This window comes from Paraburkholderia sp. MM6662-R1, from assembly GCF_050436245.1.
Classification (GTDB): domain Bacteria; phylum Pseudomonadota; class Gammaproteobacteria; order Burkholderiales; family Burkholderiaceae; genus Paraburkholderia; species Paraburkholderia tuberum.
The window spans coordinates 2651305-2665091 of record NZ_JBNDLV010000004.1 but is presented as its reverse complement, the minus strand read 5'-3'; the positions used below and the strand labels follow the sequence as shown (position 1 = coordinate 2665091).

At 60.8% G+C, this 13787-nt stretch carries 5 protein-coding genes, 2 tRNA genes and 3 rRNA genes; 2 read left to right on the top strand and 8 right to left on the bottom strand.

All coding sequences use genetic code 11. The features are described 5' to 3' along the window. Window positions 1–47 precede the first annotated feature (47 nt). Window positions 48–1139: a lipocalin-like domain-containing protein gene (locus OKW39_RS42140; RefSeq protein WP_429565510.1), complete on the top strand. Its 1092-nt coding sequence runs from the start codon at window positions 48–50 to the stop codon at window positions 1137–1139. A gap of 73 nt (window positions 1140–1212) precedes the next feature. Here OKW39_RS42140 and rrf read toward each other — a convergent pair. The 5 genes from rrf to OKW39_RS42115 form a co-directional block, all read right to left on the bottom strand. Further along, a 5S ribosomal RNA gene (gene rrf / locus OKW39_RS42135) occupies window positions 1213–1326 on the bottom strand. A gap of 228 nt (window positions 1327–1554) precedes the next feature. Next, a 23S ribosomal RNA gene (locus tag OKW39_RS42130) occupies window positions 1555–4436 on the bottom strand. A gap of 348 nt (window positions 4437–4784) precedes the next feature. Continuing rightward, window positions 4785–4860 (bottom strand) — tRNA-Ala (locus OKW39_RS42125). A 53-nt stretch (window positions 4861–4913) separates the two neighbouring features. Further along, window positions 4914–4990 (bottom strand) — tRNA-Ile (locus tag OKW39_RS42120). A gap of 75 nt (window positions 4991–5065) precedes the next feature. After that, window positions 5066–6598, bottom strand: a 16S ribosomal RNA gene (locus tag OKW39_RS42115). Together the 16S, 23S and 5S rRNA genes with 2 tRNA genes alongside form the textbook arrangement of a ribosomal RNA operon. A gap of 576 nt (window positions 6599–7174) precedes the next feature. Here OKW39_RS42115 and OKW39_RS42110 point away from each other — a divergent pair. Continuing rightward, on the top strand, window positions 7175–8119 hold the full coding sequence (locus OKW39_RS42110; RefSeq protein ID WP_429565380.1) for a flagellar brake protein: 945 nt from the start codon (window positions 7175–7177) through the stop codon (window positions 8117–8119). Window positions 8120–8186: 67 nt separating this feature from the next. Here the strand turns inward: OKW39_RS42110 and OKW39_RS42105 are convergent, their stop codons facing one another. The 3 genes from OKW39_RS42105 to cobN are packed head-to-tail and all read right to left on the bottom strand — an operon-like array spanning window position 8187 to window position 13773. Further along, window positions 8187–8801 (bottom strand): vWA domain-containing protein, encoded by a 615-nt coding sequence (locus OKW39_RS42105; protein WP_429565379.1) that lies wholly within the window; start codon window positions 8799–8801, stop codon window positions 8187–8189. Between the two features lie 56 nt (window positions 8802–8857). Beyond that, on the bottom strand, window positions 8858–9958 hold the full coding sequence (locus OKW39_RS42100) for an ATP-binding protein (protein WP_429565378.1): 1101 nt from the start codon (window positions 9956–9958) through the stop codon (window positions 8858–8860). Beyond that, complete coding sequence (gene cobN, locus OKW39_RS42095; RefSeq protein WP_429565377.1) at window positions 9955–13773, bottom strand: cobaltochelatase subunit CobN; 3819 nt, start codon at window positions 13771–13773, stop codon at window positions 9955–9957. The genes OKW39_RS42100 and cobN overlap by 4 nt, the downstream gene beginning before the upstream one ends. Window positions 13774–13787 lie beyond the last annotated feature (14 nt).

Below are 13787 nucleotides of genomic sequence, written 5' to 3'. Positions count from 1 at the left end.
CTCCGCGGCGCCTTCAGCTTTTTTTCCGAGGGCTACTTTGGATTGGCATTGCCGCTGTGTCGCCCTCTTTCGCCGCTAGTAGCGACTCCACTGGTTCCGCCCCGGTCGCCTTCGCGGCAGTCACGCCAGACCATCCGATCTCGTTTCCGCGGGACAGCGGTGCTCATCCGGCTTTCCGCACCGAATGGTGGTACGCGACAGGCTGGCTCACGACGCCCGACAACCGACCGCTCGGATTCCAGATCACGTTCTTCCGTACGGCGACTGGTCACGATGCCGCCGATCCAAGCGATTTCGCCCCGTCGCAACTGATCATCGCGCACGCTGCGCTGAGCGATCCGGCCATCGGACACCTCGTTCACGATCAACGCATCGCTCGGCAGGGTCTCGGGCTCGCCTACGCGAAGACCGCCAACACCGACGTCAAACTCGACGCCTGGAAAATGATTCGCGCCGCGGACGGCCACTACGACGTCACCGCCGATGCAAGCGGATTCTCGCTACACCTCCAACTCGCGCCAACGCAGCCTCCGCTGATTCAGGGCGAGCGCGGTTACTCGCGCAAAGGACCGCGGCCCGAACAGGCGAGCTATTACTACAGCGAACCGCAACTCCGCGTGACGGGCACTGTGGTGCGCCCAGCCGGAGGTGGAAACGACACGACGCGCGATGCAGCAGTGACGGGGACCGCATGGCTCGATCACGAGTGGTCGAGCACGTTGCTCGACGCCAATGCGGTCGGATGGGATTGGCTCGGCGCCAATTTGACGGACGGCTCGGCGCTAATGGCATTCAAGATCCGTAGCCGCGACGGACATGCAATATGGGCCCACGCGACGCTTCGCAGACCCGATGGTCAGGCAACGAATTTCGACCCCGGTGAAGTCGACTTCACGCCGCGTCGCATGTGGCGCTCGCCGCACACGAATACTTCGTATCCGGTCTCGATGACGGTTAGAGCGGGAACGCTGACATGGCAACTCGATCCGCTGATGGACGATCAGGAACTCGACTCACGACAGTCGACCGGTGCCGTGTATTGGGAAGGCGCGGTACGGGTGAGTCAACAGAATGCGGATGTAGGGCGAGCCTATCTGGAACTGACGGGTTACGCGGATGCGTTGCGGATCGGAAAGTAGTGAAGCGCGCAAAGTCGGCCGCGTAAACGCAAAAACCCCACCGCGGCGGGTGGGGTTTCTGACTGGGGGGGGAGCCTGACGATTACCTACTTTCACACGGGCAATCCGCACTATCATCGGCGTGGAGTCGTTTCACGGTCCTGTTCGGGATGGGAAGGGGTGGGGCCGACTCGCTATGGTCATCAGGCATGACGGGTTGCTGCGTCGCAGGGTTGAAGTCAACCGGTTGCGCCACAGCCAATCGGGAAGAAGCGTAAAGGATTCGAGTGTGTGGGGGTTGTGTTGTTTCTGGCACAACACTGAATCCCAACCGTGCGTTTCTGTGAGCTCCCGCGGGAGTTCACACAAATCCCCTTCGGGGATCGGACCCGCGTAAGTACTGAAGCACTCACGCGGGTCGAGACACACCTGTTATAGGATCAAGCCTTACGGGCAATTAGTATCAGTTAGCTCAGTACATTACTGTACGTGCACACCTGACCTATCAACGTCCTGGTCTTGAACGACCCTTCAAGGGGCTCGAAGCCCCGGGGATATCTCATCTTAAGGCGAGTTTCCCGCTTAGATGCTTTCAGCGGTTATCTCTTCCGAACATAGCTACCCGGCGATGCCACTGGCGTGACAACCGGTACACCAGAGGTTCGTCCACTCCGGTCCTCTCGTACTAGGAGCAGCCCCCTTCAAATATCCAGCGCCCACGGCAGATAGGGACCAAACTGTCTCACGACGTTTTAAACCCAGCTCACGTACCTCTTTAAATGGCGAACAGCCATACCCTTGGGACCGGCTACAGCCCCAGGATGAGATGAGCCGACATCGAGGTGCCAAACACCGCCGTCGATATGAACTCTTGGGCGGTATCAGCCTGTTATCCCCAGAGTACCTTTTATCCGTTGAGCGATGGCCCTTCCATACAGAACCACCGGATCACTATGACCTGCTTTCGCACCTGTTCGACTTGTCAGTCTCACAGTCAAGCACGCTTATGCCATTGCACTATCAGCACGATTTCCGACCGTACCTAGCGTACCTTCGTACTCCTCCGTTACACTTTGGGAGGAGACCGCCCCAGTCAAACTGCCTACCATGCACTGTCCCCGACCCGGATCACGGGCCAAGGTTAGAACCTCAAACAGATCAGGGTGGTATTTCAAGGACGGCTCCATTGAGACTGGCGTCCCAACTTCATAGCCTCCCACCTATCCTACACAGACCGGTTCAAAGTCCAATGCAAAGCTGCAGTAAAGGTTCATGGGGTCTTTCCGTCTAGCCGCGGGGAGATTGCATCATCACAAACACTTCAACTTCGCTGAGTCTCGGGAGGAGACAGTGTGGCCATCGTTACGCCATTCGTGCAGGTCGGAACTTACCCGACAAGGAATTTCGCTACCTTAGGACCGTTATAGTTACGGCCGCCGTTTACCGGGACTTCAATCAGGAGCTTGCACCCCATCATTTAATCTTCCGGCACCGGGCAGGCGTCACACCCTATACGTCCACTTTCGTGTTTGCAGAGTGCTGTGTTTTTATTAAACAGTCGCAGCCACCAGTTTATTGCAACCCTTTCACCCTTCTGGCGCAGGCCAGTCAGGCTATGAGGGCGTACCTTATCCCGAAGTTACGGTACCAATTTGCCGAGTTCCTTCTCCCGAGTTCTCTCAAGCGCCTTAGAATACTCATCTCGCCCACCTGTGTCGGTTTGCGGTACGGTCACTGTGAAACTGAAGCTTAGAGGCTTTTCCTGGAACCCCTTCCAGTTGCTTCGCCACCGAAGTGGCTCGCCTCGCACCCTTGAATTCTGCGCCCGGATTTGCCAAAGCGCCTTCTCCAATGCAAGGACCGGGACTTCCAACACCCGGACAACCTTCCGCGATCCGTCCCCCCATCGCATTTCACAATGGTGCAGAAATATTAATCTGCTTCCCATCAGCTACGCATTTCTGCCTCGCCTTAGGGGCCGACTCACCCTACGCCGATGAACGTTGCGTAGGAAACCTTGGGCTTACGGCGAGGGGGCCTTTCACCCCCTTTATCGCTACTCATGTCAGCATTCGCACTTCCGATACCTCCAGCACACTTTCCAGTGCACCTTCGCAGGCTTACGGAACGCTCTCCTACCATGCACATTACTGTGCATCCGCAGCTTCGGTATATGGCTTAGCCCCGTTACATCTTCCGCGCAGGACGACTCGATCAGTGAGCTATTACGCTTTCTTTAAAGGGTGGCTGCTTCTAAGCCAACCTCCTGACTGTTTTAGCCTTCCCACTTCGTTTCCCACTTAGCCATATTTGGGGACCTTAGCTGGCGGTCTGGGTTGTTTCCCTCTTGACACCGGACGTTAGCACCCGATGTCTGTCTCCCGTGATTGCACTCTTCGGTATTCGGAGTTTGCTATGGCGTAGTAATCCGCAATGGACCCCACAACCATGACAGTGCTCTACCCCCGAAGGTGATACACGAGGCACTACCTAAATAGTTTTCGGAGAGAACCAGCTATTTCCAGGTTTGTTTAGCCTTTCACCCCTATCCACAGCTCATCCCCTAACTTTTCAACGTTAGTGGGTTCGGTCCTCCAGCACGTGTTACCGTGCCTTCAACCTGGCCATGGATAGATCACCTGGTTTCGGGTCTACACCCAGCGACTGGACGCCCTGTTCGGACTCGCTTTCGCTACGCCTGCCCTAATCGGTTAAGCTCGCCACTGAATGTAAGTCGCTGACCCATTATACAAAAGGTACGCCGTCACCCCTTCGCAGAGGCTCCGACTGTTTGTATGCATGCGGTTTCAGGATCTGTTTCACTCCCCTCCCGGGGTTCTTTTCGCCTTTCCCTCACGGTACTGGTTCACTATCGGTCGATCACGAGTATTTAGCCTTGGAGGATGGTCCCCCCATCTTCAGACAGGATTTCACGTGTCCCGCCCTACTTCTCGTACACCCAGTTCTTCCATGCTGTTTTCGTCTACAGGGCTATCACCTGCTATGGCCGCACTTTCCAGAGCGTTCGACTAACAATACAGATAACGTGTACCGGCTGATCCCATTTCGCTCGCCACTACTCTGGGAATCTCGGTTGATTTCTTTTCCTGCGGTTACTTAGATGTTTCAGTTCACCGCGTTCGCCTCACGCAGCCTATGGATTCAGCTACGGATACTCCATTAGGAGTGGGTTTCCCCATTCGGACATCTCCGGATCAATGCTCGTTTGCCAGCTCCCCGGAGCTTTTCGCAGGCTACCGCGTCCTTCATCGCCTGTGATCGCCAAGGCATCCACCACATGCACTTGTTCGCTTGACCCTATAACGGGTGTGTCTCTGTGTCGACCCACGCTAGCGCTTTAGCGCTTACGTGGGTCCCATCCCCGCAGGGGATAGACGCACTCGCTACAGGTTGAGTATTCGTGTTGCGCCGTATTCCAAAGCAATCTTTCGATCACCTTTAAAATACATCGATACAATCACAACCCTGATTCACCTACTCCGCACCCATCTCCAGGTGCCTTTCGTGAATCTCTTTACTACTTCTTCCTGATTGTTAAAGAACGGCAGCCGGTATGAAGCCTGTGCCTCATACCGCTCTGACTGGCTCAATCGCCAATGCAAAGTACTCAGCATCACTTCGTGCTGAACCCTTGGCATTGAGGATTGGTGGAGGATGACGGGATCGAACCGACGACCCCCTGCTTGCAAAGCAGGTGCTCTCCCAGCTGAGCTAATCCCCCAGTCTCACAGATACTCCAGCGGCCCCAGCCCTTCAGCTCACCAGACAAGACACTGGTGGGTCTGGATGGATTCGAACCATCGACCCCCGCCTTATCAAGACGGTGCTCTAACCGGCTGAGCTACAGACCCCTGAGCCTGCCTGCGTTTCTTCTAACCACAGCCGATAAGCGTGAGCACTTGAGTGCAATGAATGCACAGCTCTGGAAAGGAGGTGATCCAGCCGCACCTTCCGATACGGCTACCTTGTTACGACTTCACCCCAGTCATGAATCCTACCGTGGTGACCGTCCTCCTTGCGGTTAGACTAGCCACTTCTGGTAAAACCCACTCCCATGGTGTGACGGGCGGTGTGTACAAGACCCGGGAACGTATTCACCGCGGCATGCTGATCCGCGATTACTAGCGATTCCAGCTTCACGCACCCGAGTTGCAGAGTGCGATCCGGACTACGATCGGTTTTCTGGGATTGGCTCCACCTCGCGGCTTGGCAACCCTCTGTTCCGACCATTGTATGACGTGTGAAGCCCTACCCATAAGGGCCATGAGGACTTGACGTCATCCCCACCTTCCTCCGGTTTGTCACCGGCAGTCTCCCTGGAGTGCTCTTGCGTAGCAACTAGGGACAAGGGTTGCGCTCGTTGCGGGACTTAACCCAACATCTCACGACACGAGCTGACGACAGCCATGCAGCACCTGTGTTATGGCTCCCTTTCGGGCACTCCCGCCTCTCGGCAGGATTCCATACATGTCAAGGGTAGGTAAGGTTTTTCGCGTTGCATCGAATTAATCCACATCATCCACCGCTTGTGCGGGTCCCCGTCAATTCCTTTGAGTTTTAATCTTGCGACCGTACTCCCCAGGCGGTCAACTTCACGCGTTAGCTACGTTACCAAGCCAATGAAGGCCCGACAACCAGTTGACATCGTTTAGGGCGTGGACTACCAGGGTATCTAATCCTGTTTGCTCCCCACGCTTTCGTGCATGAGCGTCAGTATTGGCCCAGGGGGCTGCCTTCGCCATCGGTGTTCCTCCACATCTCTACGCATTTCACTGCTACACGTGGAATTCCACCCCCCTCTGCCATACTCCAGCGCTGCAGTCACCAATGCAGTTCCCAGGTTAAGCCCGGGGATTTCACATCGGTCTTACAGCACCGCCTGCGCACGCTTTACGCCCAGTAATTCCGATTAACGCTCGCACCCTACGTATTACCGCGGCTGCTGGCACGTAGTTAGCCGGTGCTTATTCTTCCGGTACCGTCATCCCTCACGGATATTAGCCACAAGGTTTTCTTTCCGGACAAAAGTGCTTTACAACCCGAAGGCCTTCTTCACACACGCGGCATTGCTGGATCAGGCTTGCGCCCATTGTCCAAAATTCCCCACTGCTGCCTCCCGTAGGAGTCTGGGCCGTGTCTCAGTCCCAGTGTGGCTGGTCGTCCTCTCAGACCAGCTACAGATCGTCGGCTTGGTAGGCCTTTACCCCACCAACTACCTAATCTGCCATCGGCCGCCCCTTGAGCGCGAGGTCCCGAAAGATCCCCCGCTTTCCTCTCCCGAGCGCATGCGGTATTAATCCGGCTTTCGCCGGGCTATCCCCCACTCCAGGACACGTTCCGATGTATTACTCACCCGTTCGCCACTCGCCACCAGACCGAAGTCCGTGCTGCCGTTCGACTTGCATGTGTAAGGCATGCCGCCAGCGTTCAATCTGAGCCAGGATCAAACTCTTCAGTTCAAACCTGTTACTGTGTTCGGGCTCTCTCGAACCCGGTCGCTCACTCAACGTACTGACGATGATTGATCCGTCTTTCGACAGACAAACCTTCCTCTAATACTGTGTGAGGCTTCTGATACTTCTGCCTGACAGCAGACTCCGGAGAATCCGCCGCCGCATTCCGCATCAAGCGCCCACACTTATCGACTGTTAGTTTTTAAAGATCGGTCCGCCAAACCCGCCGCGCCTGAACCACCACTACCCGGCACCGCTTCGTTTGCGTCGCTGCGTCTGCAGCAGAGAAACGAGATTATGGAGAGCGGTCGACAACACGTCAATACCCTTCTGCGAATTTCTTTTGGGAGCAAAGACTGCCATCTCCATCGCATTGCCGCCAGCCGTAAAAAAGAGTCAACTCTGGCCAGACCGAAAATCAGCGGAAATAGTTAGTCATCCGATTCAACCCGCCGAAGTCCTGATACCGACAAAACAAAGTAGTCCGAGCACGGCTCGAACTCACCACCGCTCCCCAAATTAAAGTTCTACCCTTCCCCGCCGTCAATCAGATCATCCCGCCACTTAAATTAGCTGCCGACTATGGACAATCTCGTCGACGCACACGTCGAGGACACCCAGCCCGCCGCGGCATCCCCGATGCTCGAGCCTGATACGGTGCCGGTAGGCACGCCGCTCCCATGGCCGATCGTCGATGCCGACGGCACGCTGCTCTTCGCAAGCGCGACGACGCTCGCGACCACCGACGAGCGTGCCTTTCTGTTTCAACACTTCCGCCCGCAACGCGGCGACCTGTTCGACCTCGGCGCACAACAACCGACGGCGCCAACCGCTCAGCCTGACCACGCCGGTGAGTTGACGCTGAAAGACATGCACCTCGAGATCGGCACATTGATCGGCATGCGTTCGCAACTCGGCAGCGGCGCGCCGATGCAACCTTGCGGCATCATCGGTTTCGCGCCGAATCATGCGCTGTTCGTCACGCCGCCGATGCAGCAGGGCCAACCGCTGCCGCTCACGCCCGGCGAGAACGTCGAGGTCGTCGCGATCGCGAGTCAGGCCGTGTTCCGTTTCGTCTGCACGGTCGAAGCGGTCTGCCGCGTGCCGTTCGACTATGCCGTGTTGTCGAGGCCCGGTATGGTCCGCCGGCTCCGTGAGCGCAAATCGATCCGCGTCCACGCGCACCTGCCCGTGCGGTTTGGCATCGGCGGGAGCGGTGACACTTACGAAGGCCTTGGACTCGCCAAGGGCATCAGCGCGCTCGGCATGTCGTTGAGTGCGTCATGGACACTGGGCGAAGTCGGCGAGCGGCTGCGCATCGCGTTCCGGCTGAAGTCGGCCGAATACGATTCACAGATCGAGACGACGGCGGTGATCCGCAACGTTCAGAAGGGCAAAACGCCTGGCGAGCCGTCCATGCATGGGCTCGAACTGGATCAACTCGATTCCGTTCAACAGATGGCGATGAAGGTGTTCGTGTTCGATCGTCAGGAGAATGTGCAGCACTGGTCCAACGGACTGAAATAAGCGGTACGGCCACAAAAGCAACGCGCGTGCTGACACCGCAGCGTCGACCTCGCTGCGCACATATCGATCAGCCGAGCAACTCTTCCGGCGTCAACCGCCGCGCTCCCCAGGCATTGGCGAGCACCTCGCAACGACCGAGCCGTATCGCACCACGCTCGAAATCGACGAACACGACTTCATCGACGTCGGCCGGCCGCGCGGGTTCGTCGCTCGTGCGGCCGTCGGTCAGAATCCATAACCAGCGCTGCTGGGCCGGCCGTCGCCGCGCGCAGCGTTCGAGCAGTTGCGCGGCGCTGCGCACGCCCGACGCGAGCGGCGAACCGCCGCCTCCGCCCACGGGCGCGAGCCATCGCTCGTTCCACCAGCGCGGCACGGCGGGGCCGAAGCGCACATCCGCTCCCGCACCGCCGAAGCAGATCAGCGCAGCCTCGGCGCGCATCGCACTCGCACGGTCGAACAAGGCAGTCAGTAGACCCTTCGCGAACGCGAGGCGTTGGCCCGCCAGCATCGACCCGGAGCAATCGAGCACGAAGCAATGCAGCACACCGCCACGCGGCACTTCCCGTACGAAACGCAGATGCTCACGACGCAGCGTGTGCTCGCGCATCGCGGCGAGCGTCGGTGGCCATGCAATGCGCCTGCCCGGTTCGCCACGCGACGTATCGCGCGAATCGGCCCCCACGCCTCGTCGCCATCGAAAACCGCTGCGCGAGTCAGCGGCGGCGCCTTTCCGATGGCTCAGCGTTTTTTTTCGTCGAGCGCAATGACGCCTTTGACAGGCAAAGCCGCCGCCGGCTCGGGCGGCAGGTAGCCCCAGTCGGAGTCGGCGGAAGGTGTCGTGGATGGAGCCGTATCGCCAGACGCACCCGCAGCGACGTCCCGTGCCGGCGCCGCGCTTTCTGGCCGGCGCTGATTCGCATGTTGCGAATCATGCTGACGCCGCCGATGAAGCAGCACCGGATCGGCAACGCGCTCCACATGCCGCACCGTCACCGCACCTGCCCGTTCGAATGCGGCCAGCGCGCGCGCCGCGCGCAGCATCACGAGGTCGGCGCGCAGGCCGTCGACGGCCGCGTCGATGCATAGCGCGCTCACGCGCGCATGGACGGCGTCATCGAACGACAGCAGCGGCAGCGCCGCGCGCGCCGAGCGAATTCGCTGCGCGTATGAAGCTTGCTGCTCCGCGTAAACGGTACGAAACCCAGCGGGATCGAGATCGAACGCGAACCGCGCTTTGACGATCGCCTGCCGCACCTGCGGCTCGAACGCGTTCTGCAACTCCACCATCAGACCGAAGCGGTCGATCAATTGCGGCCGCAACTCGCCCTCTTCGGGATTCATCGTGCCGATCAGCACGAAGCTCGCGTCATGACTATGCGACACGCCATCGCGTTCGACGGTATTGACGCCGCTCGCCGCCGCATCGAGCAACGCATCGACGAGCGCATCGGGCAGCAGATTGACTTCGTCGACGTACAGCACGCCGCGATGCGCCTTCGCGAGCAGCCCCGGCGAGAAGCGCACCGAGCCGTCGCGCAGCACGCTTTCGATATCGAGCGTGCCGATCAGACGATCCTCACTCGCGCCAAGCGGCAGATTCACGAGTTCTCCCTCCGGCAGCAGTTCCGCAAGCGCGCGCGCGGCAGTCGACTTCGCGGTGCCACGCGGCCCGCTGATCAATACGCCGCCCAAGCCCGGGTCGATCGCCGCGAGCACCAGCGCCTGCTGCAACGAGGCCTGGCCGATCAGCGCCGCAAACGGAAAAACGGGCCGCGCCGCCGTACCCGATACACAGGCGGAGCTACCTGCGTCGTCCGCTCCTCGCATCGCTCCATTCATGTTTGTCTTCCTTCGATCTGCTGTTCGCTCGCAAGCAGATGCGTTTCCACCTGCGCGCGATAGTCACCCGGCTGCTGCCACAGCCCCCGCTGCATCGCCTCGAGCAAACGCTCGCAGATCGAATGCAGCGCATGCGGATTGTGCCGTTGCATGAACGCGCGCGTATCGGCGTCATTCAGATAAGCATCGGCGACGAGCGCGTATTGATGATCCGCGATCACGCGCGCGGTCGCGTCGTAGCCATACAGATAATCGACGGTCGCGGCGATCTCGGCCGAGCCCTTGTAGCCGTGGCGCTTCACGCCGTCGAGCCATTTCGGATTGACCACGCGCGAGCGGATCACGCGCGCGATCTCCTCCTGCAACGTCCGCACGCGCGGCGCGGCCGGATTGCTGTGATCCGCGTGATAGACGCGCGGCTGCCGACCTGCCAGATGCCGCACCGCCGCGACCATGCCGCCCTGAAACTGGTAGTAGTCGTTCGAATCGAGCACGTCGTGCTCGCGGTTGTCCTGGTTCTGCAGCACGAGGTCCATCACTGCGAGGCGCGTGCCAAACGCTTGATGCGCCTCCTCGCCCGCGCTCTTCTGCGCGTACGCATATCCGCCCCATGCCTGATACGCGTTCGCGAGATCGGCGTCGGTCTGCCATTGGCGCGAGTCGATCATCTGCTGCAGACCCGCGCCGTACGTGCCCGGCCGCGCGCTGAACACGCGCCAGCCGGCGCGCTTGCGCGCTTCGACCGGGTCCATGCCGCGCGCGATCAACGCATCGCGTTCGCGCTGCACGCGCGCGCGAATCGGATTCAGCTCCGCGGGCTCGTCGAGTTCGGCAACCGCTTGCACGGCCGCATCGAACAGATGCATCACGTTCGCGAACGCATCGCGAAAGAAACCGGATACGCGCAACGTGACGTCGATACGCGGCCGATCGAACGCGTCGATCGGCATGATCTCGAAGTCCGTCACACGGTGGCTGCCCGGCGCCCATTTCGGCCGCACGCCGAGCAGCGCGAGCGCCTGCGCGATATCGTCGCCGCCGGTGCGCATCGTCGCGGTGCCCCAGACCGACAGGCCGATCGCGCTGGGATAATCGCCGTGCTCCTGCAGATGCCGCTCGATCAGTTGCTGCGCCGATTTCAGGCCGAGTGCCCACGCGGCTTGCGTCGGCACCGCGCGCGTGTCGACCGAATAGAAGTTGCGGCCGGTGGGCAGCACGTCGGGCCGACCGCGCGACGGCGAACCGCTCGGACCTGGCGGCACGAAACGTCCTTCGAGGCCGCGCTTCAGTTGCGTCATTTCCTGCGGGCCGCAGGCGTCGAGACGCGGCAGCACGTCGTCGCGCAGGCGTGCGATCACCTGTGCCGCTTGCGGCAGACTTTCGTCGGCTACGGGGACGGCCTGCGAACGATCCGCATCATCGCAATCGACATCGCAGACACCGCGCAACAGCTCGCCCGCGAGCAATTCCAACCGCTCACGCGTATCGCCATAATGTCGCCACGGCGCATCGCTGACCCGCTGCAATACCTCGGGTCGCGGACCGTCCCATGCGGCGGCCCAATCCACCGTCAACGGGTCGAACCGATGATCGATGCGCAGATCGCGCGCCAGCGCGTCGACGAGCCCCGCCTTGCCGGCCCGCCCATCGCCGACCGGAAAGCGCCCGAGCGCGAGCAGCGTGTCGCGCCGCTGCACGCCGCGCGGCGACTGCCCGAACGTATGCAGGCCATCGCGAATCTGCGCTTCCTTCAGCTCGCACAGCCACGCATCGACGCGTGTGAGCAGCGCGTCTTCATCGTCCTGTCGGTTCGGCGCCGCGAGACTCAGCTCTTCGTGCAGCCGATGCTCGACGATCGTCGTCAGAATCGTGCGACGCAAGAGCTTCGCGCGACGCGAATCGACCATCAATGCTTCGTAGTATTCGTCGACCTGGCGTTCGAGGTCCTGCAGCGGCCCATAGTTTTCGGCGCGTGTAAGCGGTGGCATCAGATGATCGATGATCACCGCCTGCGCGCGCCGCTTCGCCTGGCTGCCCTCGCCGGGATCATTGACGATGAACGGATACAGATGCGGCATCGGTCCGAGAATCAGATCGGGCCAGCACGCGTCGCTCAAGGCGACGCTTTTGCCCGGCAGCCATTCCAGGTTGCCGTGCTTGCCGACGTGCACGACCGCGTCGATGCCGAACTGATGGCGCAGCCAGAAATAGAACGCGAGGTATGCGTGCGGCGGTACGAGCTCCGCATCGTGATAGCTCGCGTAGTCGCCGTGCTCGCGCGAACGCGCAGGCTGAATGCCGACGAACACCAGGCCGCAGCGCCAGCCGGCGATCATGAAGCGGCCGCGCCGTAGCGTGGGGTCCTGCTCGGGCATGCCCCAGCGAGCGTTCAACGCGTCGCGCGCGCTCGCCGGCAACGCGTTGAAATGCGCGAGATAGTCGTCGAGTGCGAGGCTTTGCAGGGCCGGACGCAGATCGCGTACGACCGGATCGTTGGTCACGCCTTCGGTCAGCCTGTTCAACAACGCGTCGCCGTTTCCGGGTAGTTCGCCGACACGATAACCTTCATCGCGCAGCATCGACAGAATGCCGACCACCGACGCCGGCGTATCGAGCCCGACGCCATTGCCGATGCGCCCTTCGCTCATCGGATAGTTGGCGAGAATCAACGCGACTTTCTTGTCGGCGTTATCGAGCGAACGCAAACGGCACCAGCGCCGGCTCAGCTCGGCGAGAAAGCGCACCCGTTCGAGGTCGGGCTGATAGCGGACCACGTCGACCTGCGTATGCGAACAGCGATACGCGAGCCCCTTGAAGCTGATCGCGCGCGTGATGATGCGCCCGTCCACTTCGGGCAGCGCGATATGCATCGCGATGTCGCGCGAATTGAGGCCGTGGTTGTCCTTCAGCCAGTCTTCGCGATTGCCGCCGCTCAGGATCACCTGAAACACCGGCGCGTCGCCGGCGAGCGCGAGCGGCTCCGGGTCGTCGATCGCGGAAGCGGCGAACGCGGTCGTGTTCAGCACGAGCGCGACACCATGTTGCGCGCACAGCGACTGCACGACATCGCGGCTCAGCGCATCCTTCAGCGACGTGATCGCGAGCGGCAGCGGATTGAGCCCTTGCGCTTCGAGCGCGTCGATCAGCGCATCGAACACCGCGGTATTGGCGGCCTGCAGATGCGCCTTGTAGAACAGAATCGCGACGACCGGCGCGTCTTGCCGCCAACGCGCCTGCCAGTCGGCGACGATGGGGGTATCGCGCTCAGGGTGATACAGCGACGCGGCCGGCAACGCGCGCGGCGGATCGGGTTCGCGCCCCCAGTCGAGCGCGCGATACGCGACGCAGCGCAAAAACGCCTCGGCGTTCTGCGGACCGCCCTCGCGCAGATAGCGCCACAGCTGCTGACACAGCTCGGCGCTCGCGGTGCTGCGCGCGAGCAGGTTCGGGTCTTCCTGCAGATCGCCGGAAAACATCGCGAGTGTTTGCTGTTTGCGCTGCGCGAGCGCGACCACCTGCTCGATGCCGTACGGCCAATACGTTTCGCCGCCGAGATGATCGACGACGACCACGCGCGCATGCTGCAACACGTCGTCCAGATAGAAATCGACCGAAGCAGGCTGACGCAGATACGTGACGTTCGCGAGCCGCACGCTCGGAAAGCCGTCGCCGAGACGCGGCACCACGCTCGCGAGCAGCGACAGCGTGGTGTCGGCGGAACTGAGCACGACGATCTCGGCGGGCTGCTGATCGATGCGGATCACGCCCTGCGTATCGTCGACGAAGCCGCCCGGCGTCGTGCGCAGCAGATGCATGCTGGTGCGCCCGT

Bases quoted from the DNA above. Each gene is read 5' to 3' on its own strand.
- OKW39_RS42100 (WP_429565378.1), bottom strand. From the start codon at position 9,958: ATGAATGGAGCGATGCGAGGAGCGGACGACGCAGGTAGCTCCGCCTGT.
- OKW39_RS42110 (WP_429565380.1), top strand. From the start codon at position 7,175: ATGGACAATCTCGTCGACGCACACGTCGAGGACACCCAGCCCGCCGCG.
- cobN (WP_429565377.1), bottom strand. From the start codon at position 13,773: ATGCATCTGCTGCGCACGACGCCGGGCGGCTTCGTCGACGATACGCAG.